Here is a 17,725-nt window from a genome sequence, read left to right on the forward strand (position 1 = left end):
CCTTCATATCCTAAGATTTCTGTGATAACTCGCTCCATTATAGGGGCGGAGGGCGGTTATCGGCAATCGATAGTCGACGGTCAACGCCATTTATCAGCGTGATGTTTGTTCAAAATCACGCTCAGCTTTATCGTTTCAGCCGATTCGAATCATTCTTGTGCAATAGCAGATAAACCGCCGGGATCACCAGCATGGAAAGCAGCGGCGCGCTGACCATGCCGCCAATCATCGGCGCGGCGATGCGTTGCATAATCTCAGAACCGCTGCCGCCGCCCCACATGATCGGCAATAAACCGGCCATGATCGTCGCAACGGTCATCATCTTCGGCCGTACGCGCAGTACCGCGCCTTCATGAATGGCGGCCATTAGCTGCTGTCGCGAGAGCGGCTGCCCATCCACGCGGTGTTTTTCCACCGCGTGATTGAGATAGAGCAACATGATGACGCCGAATTCGGCGGAAACGCCGGCCAGTGCGATGAACCCTACCGCGCCGGCGACGGAGAGATTATAGCCCAGAATATAGAGCAACCAGACTCCGCCGATCAACGCAAAGGGCAGGGTCGCCATAATCAGCAACGCGTCTCTGATGCGGTTAAACGTGACATACAGCAGCACGAAAATAATCAGCAGCGTGAAGGGAACGACGATTTTCATTTTCTCCGTCGCCCGCTCCAGGTACTCAAATTGTCCCGACCAACTGAGAGAGATGCCTTCCGGCAGCGTGACCTGACTGGCAACGGCCTGCTGCATGTCCTGCACGGCGGATTTCAAATCCCGTCCGCGCAGATCGACATAAATCCAGTCGGATAAGCGTCCGTTTTCGCTTTTCAGCATCGGCGGGCCTTCGCTGACGCTGATATCGGCTAATTCGGCCAGCGTAACGCGCGCGCCGCTCTCCGTCACCACCGGCAAATCCCGCAGTTTATCCAGCGAATCGCGCAACTCGCGCGGATAACGGATATTGATGGGGTAGCGCTGGCGGCCTTCAATGGTTTCGCCGATATTTTGTCCGCCGATCAACGTCGATACCAGCGACTGTAACTCATCCACCGACACGCCGTAGCGCGCAGCCCGCAGGCGATTGATATCGATATCGATATAGCGGCCGCCGGCCAGACGTTCGGCCAGCGCGGAGGTGACGCCCGGCACGTTCTTCACTACCTGCTCGATTTGCGCGGCAATGCGCTCGATATCCTGCAAATTATTACCGTTCACCTTGATGCCCACCGGGCTTTTGATGCCGGTGGCCAGCATATCCAGACGGTTACGGATCGGCGGCACCCACACGTTGGCGATACCGGGTAAGTTGACGGTGGCGTCCAGTTCGGCAATCAGCTTATCCATGGTCATTCCCGTCCGCCATTGATCGCGCGGTTTTAGTCGGATGGTGCTTTCCAGCATGGTTAACGGCGCGGGATCGGTCGCGGTTTCCGCTCTGCCGGCTTTACCAAAAACCGACTCGACTTCGGGAACGGTTTTGATCAGTCGGTCCGTTTGTTGCAACAGCCGGGCCGCTTCCCGCGCAGAGATGCCGGGCAGCGTCGACGGCATATAGAGCAGATCGCCTTCGTCCAGCGGCGGCATGAATTCACTACCGAGGCGGCTAAGCGGAAACAGCGTGAGCAGCAACAGGCCGCCGGCGACCAACAGGGTGGTTTTCGGATAGCTCAGCACTTTCTGTAACACCGGATGATATAAGGCGATCAGCCAGCGGTTCAGCGGGTTGGCCTGTTCGTCAGGGATCTTGCCGCGCACGAAATAGCCCATCAGCACCGGAACCAGCGTGATCCCCAATCCGGCGGCGACCGCCATCGCATAGGTTTTGGTGAAGGCCAGCGGCGAGAACATCCGGCCTTCCTGCGCTTCCAGCGAGAACACCGGCACAAACGACAGCGTGATGATCAGCAGGCTGCAAAACAACGCTGGGCCGACTTCGGTAGCGGCCCGCTCGGCCAGTTGCCACCACTCTTTATCGTGCGGATTTCTCCCCGGATTTTGATGTCGCCACTGTTCAACCACTTTGTGCATGTTTTCTATCATCACGATAGCCGCATCCACCATGGCGCCGATCGCAATCGCGATGCCGCCCAGCGACATGATGTTGGCGTTTACCCCCTGATAACGCATGATGATAAACGCGCCAAGGATCCCCAGCGGCAGGCTGATGATCGCCACCAGCGCCGAACGGAAATGAAACAGAAACAGGGCGCAGATAACGGTAACCACCGCAAACTCTTCCAGCAGCTTATGACTCAGCGTTTCAATCGCCTGTTCAATCAGTTGGGAACGATCGTAGGTGGGGACGATCTCTACGCCGGCCGGCAGGCTTTTCTGAATTTCCGCAAGGCGCGCCTTGACCGCATGCAGCGTCTCCAGCGCATTTTTGCCGTAGCGCAGGACGATGATGCCGCCGGCCACTTCGCCTTCGCCATTCAGCTCGGCGATGCCCCGGCGCATTTCCGGCCCTTCGCGCAGGGTGGCGACATCCTGCAATAGCACCGGAATGCCGTTGCGCATGGTGACGACGACCTGATTGAAATCCTGCGCATTTTTCAGATAGCCGGCGGTGCGAACCATATACTCCGCTTCACCCAACTCTACGACCGAACCGCCGCTCTCCTGATTCGCCGCCTGAATAGCGCTGATGATTTGCTGATGGGTAATATTCTGCGCCCGCATCCGTTCCGGATCGACCACGATCTGATATTGCTTCACCATGCCGCCGACGCTGGCGATCTCGGCGACGTTAGGGATGGTTTTCAGTTCGAACCTGAGCAACCAGTCCTGTATTCCCCGCAGATCCGCCAGACTATGCCTGCCGCTGCGATCGACAAGGGCATATTCGTAGATCCAGCCGACGCCGGTGGCATCGGGCCCGAGGGAGGTTTTGGCGTCGGCGGGCAGACTTGACTGTACCTGGCTGAGATATTCCAGCACGCGGGAGCGCGCCCAGTAAGGGTCGGTGCCGTCCTCGAACAGAATATAGACGTACGCGTCGCCGAACATGGAAAAGCCGCGCACCGTTTTCGCCCCCGGAACCGACAGCATGGTGGTGGTCAGCGGATAAGTCACCTGATTTTCCACCACCTGCGGGGCTTTGCCGGGATAGCTGACGCGGATAATCACCTGAACGTCTGAAAGGTCGGGCAGGGCATCCAGCGGCGCTTTCTGTAGCGATATAATCCCCCAGGCCGCCATCAGTAACGCGGCCAACAGCACCAACAGCCGGTTTTTCAGCGACCAGCGAATGACGTAAGCAATCATTGATGGCCTCCATGCTCGGCATTAAGCGGCGCGATGCGCTGAATATGAATACCGTTGTCATCCATATTAAAACGGAAGCTGACTTTGCTGCCGATGCCAATTCCCGGCGGCAGTCCGTCTGCCGGCAGCGTGAAGTCCATGGTCATCGGCGACCAGTTAAGCGCCGCAACGGCGTCATGCTCAATGGTAAGCTGGTCGCCGTTGATGGCTTTGATGACCCCCTGCGTCTGATACCCGGCGGGCTGCCCATTCGCTTCCGACGGCGATGTCTGCGGTTTTTCATCGCCAAACTGCGACAGCGAGCTGCGCAGGCTGGCTTCGGAATCGATCAGGAACTGACCCGACGTGACGACGGCGTCGCCTTCGCGCAGGCCGTCGGTGATTTCGGCCCAGTCGTTCTGAGTGATGCCGACGGTGACGTTGCGCGGCACGAAGTGGCCGTCGCCTTCGCTGAGCAATACCCGATTCCGGCTCCCGCTAACCAACAAGGCCTGTTGCGGGATCATCAGGCGCGGCTGTGGCTTCTGACCGGCGATCTGTACCGACAGGTACATGCCGGGTTTGAGCTGGTGCTGAGGATTTTCCAGCACCACGCGCGCTTTCAGCGTCCGGGTGGCGTCATCCAGTACCGGTAATAGTTCGCTGATGGCGCCGCGAAAGGTTTTTCCCGGCCAGGCGTTGCTGCCGGCTATCGCTTCGCTGCCGACGGTCAACTGCGCCGCCTGCGCCTGCGGGTAATCCACCTCGACCCAGACAGGATCTAAACTCGCCAATTCGAATAACGGCTGCGCCGGGGTTAACTGCATGCCTGCGCGCACCTCCAGTTTATTCACGTAACCGCTTGCCGGCGCGACGATCGTCACTCGGGACTGCGGTTTCCCGCTACGCTCCACTTCTCGGATCACCGCTTCCGGCATAAACAACAGAGACAGCTTTTGGCGCGCGGCCTGCGTCAGCGAACGATCGCCCAACTGTCGTACCGCCAGATACTCCTGCTGCGCCGCGCTCCAGGCGGGGTTCCACAGCGTCGCCAATGTTTCCCCCTGTTTCACCTGCTGTTGCAACGCATTGACATTAAGCCGTTCGACAATACCGCCGCTGGGCGCGACGATGGTGCGCAGCCCGCGTTCGTTCAGCGTCACGCTGCCATAGCCGGAAATTTGCGTGTCGAGCGATCGGATTTTCGCCTGCGCGGTGCGAACGCCCAGATTTTGCTGTTGACGAGGGCTGATGGTGACGCCGCCGTCATCCTGCGCTTCATCGGCATAACGGGGGATGAGCTGCATATCCATAAACGGCGATTTACCCGGTTTATCGAAGCGTTTATCCGGCACCATGGGATCGTACCAGTACAGCACCGGACGTTCGCTTTGTGCCGGCGAGGCGACGGCGGTTGTCCGAGGTTGCTGGCCGCCCCAGAAATAACCGACGCCGAGCGCGCCGGCGATCGCCAGCGTCAGCAGGCTGATAGTGAGTGGTTTATTCATTGCAATGGGTTTCCCTGTGGCGTCAGATAACGAATGGCTGCCCAAAACTGAGCCATCTCCCGAGCGGTAGTCTGTGCGTCAATCTGGCTTTCAAGCAGCGAGCGACGGGCTTCGAGCACGGCGGCAAGGTCGCTGACGCCGGACTGATACTGGGTCTGGATCAGCTTGATGCGCTGTCGCTGGAGAGGCAGCACCTCATTTTTCTGCCGCTGCCAGCGCGACTGAGCGGCCTGATACTGCGCGATCAGCGTGGCAAGCTGCGCCTGATGCTCTCTGCCGGTTAACAGTACGTTGTCGCGCGCTTCCTGCGTGCGGGCCACATCGGCGGCGTAGTCTTTATCCTGCCGTTTGGATTTGAACAGCGGCAGATCGACGGTCACCATCACGCCGGCCATGTCGTCGTAGTCGTCGCCACGTTTGGCGTAATAAAGTTCAACGCCCACATCGGGAATGGCCGCCACCGAGGATTGCGCCGAGCGAGCCAGAGCCAGTTCGGATTCGCGTTGCGCCAGCTGCATCTCCGGGTGCAGATGAATCGTTTTGCTCAGCTCGTCGGGCGAGGCGGGTAAACGTTCAAAGCGGGGAAGCGCGCCGCGGATATTGATATCCGGTATGCCGGTCAGTTGCACCATCCTGGCGCGCGCGATTTGCACATCCCGTTCGGCATCGGCCAGTTTATCCTGCATGGCCGCCAGCGTCAGACGGGCGTCCAGTACGTTACTGGCTTCGCCGCCGCTTGCGACGCCGGCCTTTTGCAACGGAATCTGCCGCCGGCTTTCATTGACCAACGATTTGACCTCTTGCAGGGATTGCTGCGATAGCGCCAGCTCCAGCCAGGCCTGAGCGGTTTCCCGTTGCAGACGGGCGCGAATAGCTTCACGGTTGCTGCGCAGGCTATCGGCTTCCACGCGGAACGTTTGCGCCTTGTTTTCGCGTTTGCTGCTGCTGACATAGGTTTGCATGATGCCGATGCGCTGCATCGTCATGCCTTCTCGCGTCAGTCGGCCGCCGTTATTTCCCCCCAACGGCAGGTTTTCGACGCCGAATTTGAGTTGAGGATCCGGGAGTTGCGTGGCGGAATCGGCCATGTTTTGCAGCGAGCGAATCTGATGATTATTGGCCGACAGCTCGGCGGAATAGCGCTCCGCCGCCTGTAAGGCCTGATTCAGATCCAGATCCGCCGCAAACGACACGGCAGGCAGCCACAGCAACATCGCCAGCCACCCCGGAGAAGGGCGTTTGGATAGGCTCATGTTCGATCCTCTTTTATTGTTGCCGCGGAGTAATATTGGTCAAGGTATAGCCGCTGTCGCTTTGGATAAAACTGAAGGCGACGGGCGTGTTAACCGGCAACGGTTTGAGAGGTTCATCGGAGGCGTCAGGCAGCCTGAAGGCCATGGTCATGGCCGGCCACTGCAAGTCGGCAATGGGCGTATGGGAAATGGTGACGCTGCGGGTATCCCATTGTTTAATTATCCCGCTGGCTTGGTAGACCTTTGCTGCGGTTTTGGACGCGTCGGGCGATGTCGGCGCGTGATGCTGATGCTCATTGGCCCATAAAGAGGAAGAAAGAAGCAGGCCGGCGATAAACGCCATATAAGTGGTGCGCATAAGAATAGCTCCATAAAAACGATAAATAACAGACGATTACGCCAATTGGCGCAGACTGGTTAATCGTTGTTGAGCTATTCGATAAAGCGGCAGAAACGGATTTCGGCCGGGGGGCCGGCAACCGGAGGGGTGAACCATACATGACTGGCGCAATTCGCTTCTCGCGGCGCAGCGGCCAGCGCTAACTCACTGCTGACCGGCAGCGCCAGTAACGCCGGCGATGCGTTGTCCTGTTTGATGGTGTCCGGCACACAGTGTTTTTCGCACAGCGGCGTCTGTTGCCCTGCCGAGTGTTTCGGCATCGCATCATGATGGGATGAATGAGACGTCGTTTGTTGCAGGTGCGCCTGATGCTGCACGGAAGGGGATACATTGTTGATCGTCAGATCGCAATGATGCCCGGCGAGGGCCAGTTGAGCATTCAGAAATAGCCAGCATAAGGCTAACAGCCATCCCCACCGGCCCTTGTGGCGCAGGTGGTGAATAAAGGAAGGCGATAATCCGGATGCTGACATGACATATCCTTACTGAATGCCATGGCAGTGTAATAGTCGGAAACTGACGCGGGCAAGCGGGAAATTGAAGAGATTTGTAAATTGGCGACGCGGGATCTTTTCTGTCACGCAGAACCTCCTGCCGCCGAGGGGGATGGCGGGATACTCTTGTTAGTCATTCCCACGCAGGCGGGGATCAGGTAATGGCTGTCTACGGTTTCAGCGGGCGATCCCCGCCTACTGCCGCGGGGATGACGGGTACTCTTTTGCGTCATTCCCACGCAGGCGGGGATCAGATAATGGCTGTCTACGGTTTCAGCGGGCGATCCCTGCCTGTTGCCGCGGGGATGACGGGTACTCTTCTGCGTCATTCCCGCGCAGGCGGGGATCAGGCAATGGCTGTCTACGGTTTCAGCAGGAGATCCCCGCCAACTGCCGCGGGGATGACGGGGAGATATTTGGGAATGACTTTCCCCTCAGTCATTCCCGCGCAGGCGGGAATCAGTCAATGACTATTCACGGTTTCAGCAGGAGATCTCCGCCAACTGCCGCGGGGATGACGGGTACTCTTTTGCGTCATTTCCGCGCAGGCGGGGACGATGAGGTTGCCGGTTATTGGGAAAAAAACTGGTACGTCGTCTCAGAACGATAAACCTTTCCCGGTTTTAACCAGCAATCCGGCTGCGGCCACTCCGGGTGATTGGGGCTGTCCGGCAGGAATTCGCTTTCCAGCGCGACGCCGGCATAATTTTCATAAGCCCGATCTCCACGCGAAGGCGTTCCGGCGAGGAAATTGCCGCTGTAGAGTTGCAGGGCCGGCGCGCTGGTAAACACGCTCATCAATACGCGTCCGTCGGATGACCATAGATTGGCCGCCGGACTTGCGCCGGAACCGCAGGTTCGGTGCAACAGATAAGCATGATCGTAACCGCCGACGGCAATCTGATCCTGGTCGCGCAGAAAGTCTTTCCCCAGCGTTTTAGGCTGGCGGAAATCCATTCCGGTGCCGTTTACTTCGGCGAGGCCGGCGATGGGAATACCGTCGCTGTTTACCGGCAGATAATCGTCCGCAAACAGTTGCAACCGATGTTGACGCACGTCTGCCGGGCTGCCGTCAAGGTTAAAGTAGGCATGATTGGTCAGGCACACCGGGCAATGTTTCTCCGCGACGGCCTGGTATTCGATTTCCAGCGCGTTCTGTTCGGTCAGGCGATAGCATGCCTGCACGCTAAGCTGGCCGGGAAATCCCTGATCGCCGTCCGCAGAGTGCAGTTGATAGGTGACCTGCGACGCATCCTGACTGAGGATCCGCCAGCGTCGGGCGTGGAAACCTTCCAGCCCGCCATGCAACTGGTGTTCTCCCTGATTGGCCGTCAGATGAAAAACTTCATCTCCGCGTCGGATCGTGGCATTGGCGATGCGATTGGCATAACGGCCGATCGACGCGCCGAGATAGGCCTGCTGCTGCGGATATTGTTCAGGCGAGGCGCACCCCAGCAACACTTCGCGAACCTCGCCATCCGCCAGGGGAAGTTCACAGGACAGCCAGGTTGCGCCCCAATCCATTAAACGCACGCGCATGCCGGCCTGGTTTTGCAACGTGGTTAGCTGAAATGGCTGACCATCCGGCGCCGGCGCGGCACTTTTTTCATTCAACATGGCCTGCTCCTGTACGTATTTAGTTAGTCCGGGTAGCCGTTAGGATGGGAGGACTGCCAGCGCCAGGTATCCTGCGCCATTTCTTGCAGCGAACGTTTTACCCGCCAGTTCAGATCCCTGGCGGCTTTTTCCGCATCGGCCCAATAGGCGGCCAGATCGCCCTGACGGCGTGGCGCGAAATGATAAGCGACGGGTTTGCCGCATGCCTGACTGAAGGCGTCGATCACCTGCAAGACGCTATAGCCGACGCCGGCGCCCAGATTATAAATATGCACGCCGGCGCGATTTTGCAGAGTATTCATCGCGGCGACGTGGCCGTCGGCCAGATCGACGACATGGATGTAATCACGCACGCCGGTGCCGTCTTCCGTCGGGTAGTCATTGCCGAAAACGGCCAGTGATTCACGGCGGCCAACGGCGACCTGAGCAATATAAGGCATCAGGTTGTTGGGAATGCCCTGCGGATCTTCGCCCATTTCGCCTGACGGGTGCGCGCCGACCGGGTTGAAATAACGCAGCAGCGTGATGCTCCAGTCCGGTTCGGCATGTTGCAGATCCTGCAAAATTTGTTCAACCATCAGCTTACTGCGGCCATAAGGGCTGGCGGGATGACCGGTCGGGAAACTTTCCTGATAGGGGATTTGCGGCTGATCGCCGTAAACGGTGGCGGATGAACTGAAAATCAGGTTTTTCACGCCGGCTTTTTTCATCGCTTCAACCAACACCAGCGTGCCGTAGACGTTGTTGTCATAGTATGCGATCGGTTTCTGGACGGATTCACCCACCGCTTTTAAGCCGGCGAAATGGATCACTGAATCGATAGCATGCCGGGCGAAAATGTCATCAAGCAACGCGCCGTCGCGTATATCGCCCTGATAAAAATCGGGCGTTTTTCCTGTCAGCTGCGTGATGGTTTTAACGACGCTGGCTTTACTGTTGCATAAATTATCAAGAATGATGGGCTGATGCCCGGCGGCCAGGAGTTGCACACAGGTATGGCTTCCTATGTAACCGCTTCCACCAGTAACAAGAACGTTCATAATGACCTCTGCTTGAAGATTGATAAAAAAATAACATGGCCTGAGGCTGAAAAAGGTGATCCATAGCCGAAAATAGCGCCTGTTATGAATAACTTTTTAACGGGCAAGCCCGTATTCAAATGCTGCTTTCATGCAAGTAAAACGCGATTTTCTACTTTATGATATTAAAAGTGGTAGCGTTATCACTAATGTGCCGATCCTTGAACGGGTAGGGCTTATAGGATTCTGGTTTACAGTGAGAAGATCAATCAGAATCCTGATGAATCACGCCCGGCGATCGCTTATGACGCGTCCCCCTCCGGGCCGTCGCAAGCGGCGTTAAACATCGCTCCCGGCGATTTTTTCAATTTGATAGTCATATACCTCGTCTCTGGCGACAAACGTCAGACGGTGCGTAATACACTGCGGGGCGTCTTCCGCATGATGGGAAACGAATAGCAACTGCGTGTCGCCTTCTCCGATCAGAATATCCAGCCAGCGGCGCACCAACTGTCGATTCAGCGGATCCAGCCCTTGCAACGGTTCATCAAGGATCAGCAACGCGGGATGTTTAACCAATGCTCTGGCGATCAACGTCAGGCGCTGCTGGCCCCAGGATAATGATTGAAAAGGGGCGTCCGCGATCGCGCCGTCAAGGCCCAGCAGGGTCAGCCACTGATTGGTCAGCTGACGCTGGCGGTCGGAAACCGCCTGATAGATGCCGATGGAATCGAAAAAACCGGAAAGAATCACGTTGCGCACGCTGACGCTGACGCGATAGTCGAGATGAAGGCTGCTGCTGACGTAACCGATATGCCGTTTGATATCCCAGATGGTTTCGCCGCTGCCGCGCCGACGGCCAAACAGAGTCAGATCGTTACTGTAACCTTGTGGATGATCGCCGGTAATCAGGCTCAGCAGCGTGGATTTTCCCGCGCCGTTCGGGCCGACAATCTGCCAGTGTTGGCGCGGCAGCACCTGCCAGCTTAAGCCATGCAGTATCGGACGATCGTTATATTGTACGACGCCGTTACGCAACGTTATACGCGGTTCATTCTCGGGAAGCATCGCCTGCTGCCGTGGATCTTCTGGTTCGGGCAGGGCGCTGCCGGCCAGTTTTTCGCTGTAGGCCAGTTGGGCGACCAGCGCCTCTGACAGCAGCGCTTCGCGTTCCCCGAGGCGGGTCAGGGTACAGTCGGCAAGGATACCGACGTGCTGGATAAAGTCAGGAATATCGTCAAAGCGATTCAAAATCAGCACCAGCGTATACCCCTGGTCGGCCAGCTCAGGCAGATGTTCGGCAAGCTGTCGGCGCGAGGCGACATCCAGCCCATCGAAGGGTTCGTCCAGAATGAGCAGGTCCGGGCGAGGCATCAAAGCCTGACACAGCATGGTCTTACGCGTTTCGCCAGTGGAAAGGTATTTGAAGCGACGCGCCAGCAGATGATCGATGCCAAACTGCTGCGCCAGTTGCCGGCAACGTGCGGGGTCGTTTACCGCATCCTGAATGACCTCTGCGGTGGTACGACCCGTGTCGTCTTCACCGCTGCTCAGCATGTCGGTGTTATTGCGTTGCCATTCAGCGGAAACCAGCTGTTGCAACTGTTCAAACGATAATCGGGTAATACGCTGAAAGTCGCATTGGCGTTCGCCGCTCAACAGCGGTAACTCACCGGACAGGGCGCGCGCCAGCGCCGACTTTCCGCTGCCGTTCGCGCCGACGAAAGCCCAGCATTGATGTTTTTCGATCGTCAGTTCATCCAGACGCAGCACGCGGGTATCGCTTAAGCGGAATAACCCTTGCGATATTTTCAACAACGACATTTTTGACCTTCCTAAGACGGGTGTTAAATTCGAACCAATGGTGTATCAGACTGCGGGCAGGGTTAGCAGAGCGTTGCAATAATCACCTTGTCGGCATCAAAATAAGCGTAGACCGGCTGCTCCGGCTGGAAACGTTGTTGTGAGACCACGGAATTCGGCACCGTCGCGCAAAGCGTTTCCCCACCGGCCAGCGCGACCAGCACTTCGCTATTGTCGGCGCCAGGCTGAATGCGCGCGATCCGCCCGTTAAGGACGTTATCCGCTTGCGGCGGCGTTTCCACGCACAAATTCACCCAGGGCGCTTTAACCAGCGCCAAGACTTCTTTACCGGACTGAAGTTGTAAACGCTCGGCGCTTTGTTGGGTAATCAATGCGTTGATCGACGTTTTGCCGTCAGCGAGTAAAATTTCCAGATGTTGCTGCACCTGTTGATGACTGCGTGCGATCACCGTGCCGAAAAACTGATTCCTGGCGCTGGTTTGCAGTGAAAAACGCGCAATGGCCGCCAGCAGGCTGTCCAGCGGCAGATGATCTTCGTGCAGTACGTCAAAGGCTTTCTGCTGAATTTGGCCAAGCAGGTCGTAAAGCTGAATCAGTCGTTCGCCATAGCGGGTCACCCGGGTGCCGCCGCCGCCTTTGCCGCCGGTCATGCGTTCAACGAGTGTTTGCTCCGCCAATTGATTCATTTCGTTAATGGCGTCCCATGCGCTTTTATAGCTGATGCCCGCCAGTTTGGCGCCCTGGCTGATTGAACCGGTATGGCGGATTTGTTTCAGTAATTCGATGCGCCGCGGGTCGGCGAATAGACGTTGTTGCAGCTTGAGGGTCAGCAGAATTTCAGCTTGCATGGCACGGGTCCACCAAAGGTGAGTGAAATTTGGTTTTAATAATTTGTATTGTCGCCATTTTTTTCATCAGGGGCAAATCGCACGAATGGCAGCGCTATTTCCTATTATTAAGATACAATGCCGATTCATTATGATGATTATGATAGCTTACGATGACGCGATTCAACGGGTAAGCGACTCGCGTAGCGGTAAGCGTTGCGATAAGTGAGGTAAGCATGTTGGAGTTATTAACAAGCCTGCTATTTGCCATAGCGATGGTGCCGGTAATGATGGCGATTATTTTGGGCGCCATCTATGGTTTGGGCGAAGTATTTAACGTTCTTTCCAATATCGGTCATACCGAAGAAGTTAAAAAGCAGCATTGATTTCAGGTTGTTTTGGAAATTCAGCGCATTGCGATTACGACCCCCTCCCGGCCTCCCCCTTGTCAGGGGAGGCTCGCCCTGACAAGGCGAGGAACTGATTGACCTCCTCCCCGTCTTCCCCTTGGCGCCGTCTCCCGATTCCAACGTCCGCACGCCGCGGATCTTTTGCGCCTAACAGCCGTTAAACCACATAGACACTGATGGAATTATCGTTATATTATCGGCTACACAACGGTGTCATCGGGAGACGGAAATGAAGAAGCATTGGATAAAATGGTTTACCGCGCTGGCGCTTTGCGCCGGCGTTGCGCTGCCGGCAATGGCGGCGGAAGAAAAAGTGACCGTGTTTGCAGCCGCATCGCTGACGAACGCATTACAGGAAATCGCTACGCAATATCAGCAAGAGAAAAATGTCACGATTGTCGCCTCTTATGCTTCATCCTCGACGCTGGCGCGTCAGATCGAGCAGGGCGCGCCTGCCGATATGTTCATTTCCGCCGATCAGCAGTGGATGGATTACGCCCAGGATAAAAATCTGATGGATAGCACGACCCGCTATACGCTATTGGGTAATGAGCTGGTGGTGATCGCGCCGAAAACCAGCGCCGTTAAAGACGTGGTCCTGAATGATAAAACCGATTGGAAAAGCCTGTTGAGCGGCGGTCGTCTGGCCGTTGGCGATCCGGATCATGTTCCCGCCGGTATTTACGCTAAAGAAGCCTTACAAAATCTGAAAGCCTGGGATACGCTTTCGCCTCTGATGGCGCGGGCGAACAACGTGCGCGCCGCCATGGCGCTGGTTGAACGCGAAGAAGCGCCGTTAGGTATCGTGTATGGTTCCGATGCCGTCGCCAGCGACAAAGTCAAAGTGGTCGGCATTTTCCCAACCAGCAGCCACAAGCCGGTGGAATACCCGATGGCGATTGTGAAAGATCACAACAGTGCGGCGGCGACGGGTTTCTATGACTACCTGAAAACGCCGGCGGCGGCGGAAGTCTTTAAACGTTTCGGCTTTACTCCGCGCTAGGATGTTAAGCGGCTATCGACGTTAAGTGATTATCCATGTTAAGTGACTATCCATGTTAAGTGACTATGAATGGCAGGCCGTTGAACTCAGCCTCAAGGTTTCTCTTGCGGCGGTGGTATGCAGCCTGCCGTTGGGGATCCTGATGGCGTGGATTCTGGTGCGTTTCCGCTTCCCCGGTAAATCGCTGCTTGATAGCATTATCCATTTGCCGCTGGTGTTGCCGCCGGTGGTCATCGGTTATCTGTTATTGATCGCCATGGGCCGGCGGGGAGTGATAGGCGCCTGGCTGTACGACTGGTTTGGTTTCAGCTTTAGTTTCAGTTGGCGCGGCGCGGCCCTGGCGTCGGCGATTGTCGCTTTTCCTCTGATGGTCAGGGCGATTCGCTTGTCTCTGGAAGCCGTGGATACGCGTCTTGAGCAGGCGGCGCGCACGTTGGGCGCATCGCCCTGGCGCGTGTTTTTTACCATTACCTTGCCGCTTTCCTTTCCTGGTATCGTGGTGGGTACGGTATTGGCTTTTGCCCGTTCTTTGGGCGAATTCGGCGCGACCATCACGTTCGTTTCCAATATTCCTGGCGAAACCCGAACCATCCCTCTGGCGATGTATACGCTGATCGAAACGCCCGGCGCGGAAACCGACGCCGCAAGGCTGTGCGTCATTGCCATCGCGCTTTCTCTGGTTTCGCTGCTGCTGTCCGAGTGGCTGACGAACTGGAGCCGTAAACGGTTGGGGGGCTAATGCTACAGCTCGATTTTGAACAACAGCTGGGCGATCTTCATCTCAGCGTCAAAGAGGATTTACCCGCCAGCGGCATTACTGCCGTTTTCGGCGTTTCCGGGGCAGGGAAAACTTCATTAATCAATGCCATTGTCGGATTAACCCGCCCTGATTCCGGGCGCATCATGCTGAACGAGCGCGTATTGGTCGATACCCGGAAGTCTATTTTTCTGCTGCCGGAAAAGCGCCGAATCGGCTATGTCTTTCAGGACGCGCGCTTATTTCCCCATTATCGTGTCCGCGGTAATTTGTGTTATGGCATGGCCGCCGGCATGGACGAACAGTTCGCCGACATCGTCCGGCTGCTGGGCATTGAACACTTGCTGAGGCGCTATCCGCTGACGTTATCGGGGGGAGAAAAGCAGCGAGTGGCGATTGGCCGCGCGTTGCTAACCGCACCCGATCTGCTGCTGATGGACGAACCGTTAGCTTCGCTCGATTTGCCGAGAAAAAGGGAGCTGTTGCCTTACCTGGAGCGTCTGGCGAAAGAAGTGAATATTCCCATTCTGTATGTCAGCCATAGTATGGAAGAGATCCTGCGGCTGGCGGATCGCGTCCTGGTGTTGGATCAGGGCAAAGTCAAGGCGCAGGGTATGCTGGAAGCGGTCTGGGCCAGCAGCGCGTTGCGTCCCTGGCTGCCGAGGGAAGAGCAAAGCAGCATATTGAAGGTGCGCGTGCTTGAACAGCATGACCGCTATGCGATGACGGCGCTGTCGCTGGGCGATCGTCACCTGTGGGTGGGGAAAGTGGATGCGCCGATTGATACGCCGTTGCGTATCCGTATTAATGCCGCCGATGTATCGCTGGTATTACAGCCGTCAACGGCGAGCAGCATCCGCAATGTTCTCCCGGCCAGAGTGGTCGAGTGCATTGATGTTGAGGATCAAATCGAAGTTAAGCTGGTCGTCGGCGATCAAACCCTATGGGCGAGAATTACGCCGTGGGCGCGCGATGAATTGGCGCTGCGCCCGAATATGCAGCTTTATGCCCAGATAAAAAGCGTATCGATTACCGCCTGATGGGCGTTACCCCAGCACTCGGGTGCGGATCACTTCCGCTATTCCCGGTTCCTCATTATGGCCGATAACCAGATCGGCATGCGCTTTGACTTTATCGGCGCTATTGCCCATCGCCACGCCGAGTCCCGCGTTTTCCAGCATGCTGAGATCGTTGAAGTTGTCCCCGAAGGCAATAACTTCGCTCATGCTGATTCCTTGTTCTTCAACCCATTTCCGCAGCAGCTTGCCTTTACTGTTTCCGGTTTGCGCAATATCGACCTGATCCTGCCACGACCATTCGCAGGCCAGGCCGAGCTCTTGCGCGACGATATCGGCGAAATCATTCAAGGTGGGAATATTTTCGTGATGCGTGGCGAATTTCCAGATAGCCAGAGAGGAATCGGCCTGCCGGGCTAAATCGTCGACCTGTTTTAACGACGGGCGTTGCCGTTCCGGCAGCGAGGCAGCCCAGGCTTGAGATCTGGCGACATGTCCGGTGGAGTGCTGGTAATACATGGCGTCATCCGCATACATCAAGCCATGGATATCAAATCGTTGCAGCAGCTTCAGCACGCTTTTCGCTTGTTCGGCCGACATAGGATTGGCATGAGACGCCTGACCTGCCAGATAATCATAGATATAGGTTCCGTTACAGCAGATGGCCGGGGTATCCAGTTGCAGCGCCTGATAGAAAGGATGAATGGCGGAGTGGTGACGGCCGGTCACGATGACCACTTTTACGCCTTGCCGACGAGCCAGTGCTAATGCGGCAAGTGATTCCGGCAAAATTTTTTTCTGTTGATTCAGGAGTGTTCCGTCGAGATCGAGCGCAATTACACGATAGGCCATAGTAGTCTCGTAAAGTGGCTGTAGAATAGAATGATTAATGATGATGTTACACTGTATTTCAGGCGGCGCAAAATACGGGTAAGTTAATGCCTCGCTGCTTTTGGTGAACCGCCTGAGAAGTAAAATTCGCATGAGTTAAGGAGAGTACGATGCAGCAAGTGGTTTATGTCGCCAGTCCGGAAAGTCAGCAAATTCATGTATGGCAACTTGGCGAGCGGGGCGACCTGGCGCTATTGCAGGTTGTCGATATGCCCGGGCAGGTGCAACCCATGGTGATTGCGCCTGATAAACGCCATTTGTTTGCCGGTGTTCGTCCCGATTTTCGCGTTATCAGCTATCGTATTGATGATAAAGGGTTATTAACGGAAACGGGTTCGGCTTCTTTACCCGGCAGCCCAACGCATCTGTCCACCGATCGTCAGGGGCGTTTCCTGTTTAGCGCTTCCTACAGCGGCGCCACTGTCAACGTTATTCCGATTGGTGAAAACGGCATTGCCGGTGAGTCAATCCAGCAGTTGGATGGGTTGGAGGGATGCCACTCCACCAATATCGATCCTACCAATACCGTGGTCTGGGCGCCTTGCCTGAAAGAAGATCGTATCCGTTTGTACGATCTGAGCTCCGCGGGAGAGCTGAGCGTGCATTCTCAGTCGGCATTGGCAACCGCTGCCGGCGCGGGGCCGCGCCATATGGCTTTCCATCCCAACCAGAATTTTGCCTATTGCGTCAATGAACTGAACAGCTCCGTGGATGTTTATCAGCTCAATACGCCGGACGGCGAATATCAAAGAGTTCAGACGCTGGATGCGATGCCTGCCGGATTTACCGATACGCGCTGGGCGGCGGATATTCACATTACGCCGGATGGGCGTTTCCTTTATATCAGCGATCGCACCGCCAGCCTGTTGAGTATTTTCCAGGTGTCCGAAGACGGCGGCACGCTGTCGTTGACCGCGCACCAGCCGACGGAAACGCAGCCGCGTGGTTTCAATATTGACGATAGCGGCAAGTATCTGATTTCCACAGGACAGAAATCGCAACATATCGAGGTGTATCGTATTAACGATACCGACGGCGCATTACAGCCGCTGGCACGTTATCCGGTGGGTAAAGGCGCGATGTGGGTGAGTGTTCTGGCGCTGGATTGAGTTCGAATGCGGGCAGTCATCCCCGCGCTCTGCCCCGTCATCTCCGAGACTCAACCCATGTCATCCCCGATACCCCAACCCTTGTCATCCCCGCGGCAGTAGGCGGGGATCACCTGCTGAAACCGTACACAGCCATTGGCTGATTCCCGCCTTCGCGGGAATGACGGCCGGGCGCGACTCCTGTCATCTCCGAGACTCTGCACATGTCATCCCCGATACTCCAACCCTTGTCATCCCCGCGGCAGTAGGCGGGGATCATCCGCTGAAACCGTAGACAGTTATTGGCTGATTCCCGCCTGCGCGGGAATGACGGCGGGGGAGCGACTCCTGTCATCTCCAGACTCCACACTTGT

16 protein-coding genes are annotated in these 17,725 nt (G+C 56.5%); 5 read left to right on the plus strand and 11 right to left on the minus strand.

Annotated elements, in window-relative coordinates:
• Nucleotides 1–127 precede the first annotated feature (127 nt).
• From ABRZ26_RS08075 to modE, 10 genes are all read right to left on the minus strand, one after another.
• Nucleotides 128–3,265, minus strand: a complete 3,138-nt coding sequence (locus ABRZ26_RS08075; protein ID WP_319603744.1) for an efflux RND transporter permease subunit — start codon at nt 3,263–3,265, stop codon at nt 128–130.
• A complete protein-coding gene (locus ABRZ26_RS08080) occupies nt 3,262–4,752 on the minus strand; it encodes an efflux RND transporter periplasmic adaptor subunit (RefSeq protein ID WP_319603745.1) in 1,491 nt (496 codons plus the stop codon). Before ABRZ26_RS08080 ends, ABRZ26_RS08075 begins: the two co-directional genes overlap by 4 nt.
• A complete protein-coding gene (locus ABRZ26_RS08085; RefSeq protein WP_319603746.1) occupies nt 4,749–6,005 on the minus strand; it encodes a TolC family protein in 1,257 nt (418 codons plus the stop codon). Before ABRZ26_RS08085 ends, ABRZ26_RS08080 begins: the two co-directional genes overlap by 4 nt.
• A gap of 13 nt (nt 6,006–6,018) precedes the next feature.
• Entirely contained in the window at nt 6,019–6,363 is a 345-nt protein-coding gene (locus ABRZ26_RS08090; RefSeq protein WP_319603747.1) for a copper-binding protein, read from the minus strand.
• 74 nt (nt 6,364–6,437) lie between these two features.
• Complete coding sequence (locus ABRZ26_RS08095; RefSeq protein ID WP_319603748.1) at nt 6,438–6,878, minus strand: hypothetical protein; 441 nt, start codon at nt 6,876–6,878, stop codon at nt 6,438–6,440.
• Nucleotides 6,879–6,982: 104 nt separating this feature from the next.
• Nucleotides 6,983–7,228, minus strand: a complete 246-nt coding sequence (locus ABRZ26_RS08100) for a hypothetical protein (RefSeq protein ID WP_319603749.1) — start codon at nt 7,226–7,228, stop codon at nt 6,983–6,985.
• 241 nt (nt 7,229–7,469) lie between these two features.
• Nucleotides 7,470–8,516: a galactose-1-epimerase gene (galM, locus tag ABRZ26_RS08105; RefSeq protein ID WP_319603750.1), complete on the minus strand. Its 1,047-nt coding sequence runs from the start codon at nt 8,514–8,516 to the stop codon at nt 7,470–7,472.
• A gap of 23 nt (nt 8,517–8,539) precedes the next feature.
• On the minus strand, nt 8,540–9,556 hold the full coding sequence (gene galE / locus ABRZ26_RS08110) for a UDP-glucose 4-epimerase GalE (protein WP_319603751.1): 1,017 nt from the start codon (nt 9,554–9,556) through the stop codon (nt 8,540–8,542).
• Between the two features lie 318 nt (nt 9,557–9,874).
• Complete coding sequence (gene modF / locus ABRZ26_RS08115; RefSeq protein WP_319603752.1) at nt 9,875–11,359, minus strand: molybdate ABC transporter ATP-binding protein ModF; 1,485 nt, start codon at nt 11,357–11,359, stop codon at nt 9,875–9,877.
• A 62-nt stretch (nt 11,360–11,421) separates the two neighbouring features.
• Nucleotides 11,422–12,207 carry a molybdenum-dependent transcriptional regulator gene (gene modE, locus ABRZ26_RS08120; protein ID WP_319603753.1) on the minus strand — a complete coding sequence of 262 codons (786 nt, stop codon included), beginning with the start codon at nt 12,205–12,207 and terminating at the stop codon, nt 11,422–11,424.
• Nucleotides 12,208–12,422: 215 nt separating this feature from the next.
• Here modE and ABRZ26_RS08125 point away from each other — a divergent pair, with 215 nt between their 5' ends.
• From ABRZ26_RS08125 to modC, 4 genes are all read left to right on the plus strand, one after another.
• Nucleotides 12,423–12,572, plus strand: coding sequence for an AcrZ family multidrug efflux pump-associated protein (locus ABRZ26_RS08125; protein WP_319603754.1), 150 nt, complete (start codon nt 12,423–12,425; stop codon nt 12,570–12,572).
• Between the two features lie 253 nt (nt 12,573–12,825).
• Nucleotides 12,826–13,599, plus strand: coding sequence for a molybdate ABC transporter substrate-binding protein (modA, locus tag ABRZ26_RS08130; RefSeq protein ID WP_319603755.1), 774 nt, complete (start codon nt 12,826–12,828; stop codon nt 13,597–13,599).
• A gap of 52 nt (nt 13,600–13,651) precedes the next feature.
• Entirely contained in the window at nt 13,652–14,338 is a 687-nt protein-coding gene (gene modB / locus ABRZ26_RS08135; RefSeq protein ID WP_319603756.1) for a molybdate ABC transporter permease subunit, read from the plus strand.
• On the plus strand, nt 14,338–15,396 hold the full coding sequence (gene modC, locus ABRZ26_RS08140) for a molybdenum ABC transporter ATP-binding protein ModC (RefSeq protein ID WP_319603757.1): 1,059 nt from the start codon (nt 14,338–14,340) through the stop codon (nt 15,394–15,396). Before modB ends, modC begins: the two co-directional genes overlap by 1 nt.
• 6 nt (nt 15,397–15,402) lie before the next feature.
• Here the strand turns inward: modC and ABRZ26_RS08145 are convergent, their stop codons facing one another.
• Nucleotides 15,403–16,224 (minus strand): pyridoxal phosphatase, encoded by an 822-nt coding sequence (locus ABRZ26_RS08145; protein ID WP_319603758.1) that lies wholly within the window; start codon nt 16,222–16,224, stop codon nt 15,403–15,405.
• Nucleotides 16,225–16,373: 149 nt separating this feature from the next.
• Between ABRZ26_RS08145 and pgl the strand changes: the two genes are divergently transcribed.
• On the plus strand, nt 16,374–17,372 hold the full coding sequence (gene pgl, locus ABRZ26_RS08150; protein ID WP_319603759.1) for a 6-phosphogluconolactonase: 999 nt from the start codon (nt 16,374–16,376) through the stop codon (nt 17,370–17,372).
• Nucleotides 17,373–17,725: the final 353 nt, after the last annotated feature.

This window comes from Brenneria sp. L4-2C, assembly GCF_040240335.1.
Classification (GTDB): Bacteria; Pseudomonadota; Gammaproteobacteria; order Enterobacterales; family Enterobacteriaceae; genus Brenneria.

Excerpts from the sequence above, each read along its gene's own strand:
- ABRZ26_RS08075 (WP_319603744.1), bottom strand. The coding sequence starts at position 3,265 with ATGATTGCTTACGTCATTCGCTGGTCGCTGAAAAACCGGCTGTTGGTG.
- ABRZ26_RS08080 (WP_319603745.1), bottom strand. The coding sequence starts at position 4,752 with ATGAATAAACCACTCACTATCAGCCTGCTGACGCTGGCGATCGCCGGC.
- ABRZ26_RS08085 (WP_319603746.1), bottom strand. The coding sequence starts at position 6,005 with ATGAGCCTATCCAAACGCCCTTCTCCGGGGTGGCTGGCGATGTTGCTG.
- ABRZ26_RS08090 (WP_319603747.1), bottom strand. The coding sequence starts at position 6,363 with ATGCGCACCACTTATATGGCGTTTATCGCCGGCCTGCTTCTTTCTTCC.
- ABRZ26_RS08095 (WP_319603748.1), bottom strand. The coding sequence starts at position 6,878 with ATGTCAGCATCCGGATTATCGCCTTCCTTTATTCACCACCTGCGCCAC.
- ABRZ26_RS08100 (WP_319603749.1), bottom strand. The coding sequence starts at position 7,228 with ATGACGCAGAAGAGTACCCGTCATCCCCGCGGCAACAGGCAGGGATCG.
- galM (WP_319603750.1), bottom strand. The coding sequence starts at position 8,516 with ATGTTGAATGAAAAAAGTGCCGCGCCGGCGCCGGATGGTCAGCCATTT.
- galE (WP_319603751.1), bottom strand. The coding sequence starts at position 9,556 with ATGAACGTTCTTGTTACTGGTGGAAGCGGTTACATAGGAAGCCATACC.
- modF (WP_319603752.1), bottom strand. The coding sequence starts at position 11,359 with ATGTCGTTGTTGAAAATATCGCAAGGGTTATTCCGCTTAAGCGATACC.
- modE (WP_319603753.1), bottom strand. The coding sequence starts at position 12,207 with ATGCAAGCTGAAATTCTGCTGACCCTCAAGCTGCAACAACGTCTATTC.
- ABRZ26_RS08125 (WP_319603754.1), top strand. The coding sequence starts at position 12,423 with ATGTTGGAGTTATTAACAAGCCTGCTATTTGCCATAGCGATGGTGCCG.
- modA (WP_319603755.1), top strand. The coding sequence starts at position 12,826 with ATGAAGAAGCATTGGATAAAATGGTTTACCGCGCTGGCGCTTTGCGCC.
- modB (WP_319603756.1), top strand. The coding sequence starts at position 13,652 with ATGTTAAGTGACTATGAATGGCAGGCCGTTGAACTCAGCCTCAAGGTT.
- modC (WP_319603757.1), top strand. The coding sequence starts at position 14,338 with ATGCTACAGCTCGATTTTGAACAACAGCTGGGCGATCTTCATCTCAGC.
- ABRZ26_RS08145 (WP_319603758.1), bottom strand. The coding sequence starts at position 16,224 with ATGGCCTATCGTGTAATTGCGCTCGATCTCGACGGAACACTCCTGAAT.
- pgl (WP_319603759.1), top strand. The coding sequence starts at position 16,374 with ATGCAGCAAGTGGTTTATGTCGCCAGTCCGGAAAGTCAGCAAATTCAT.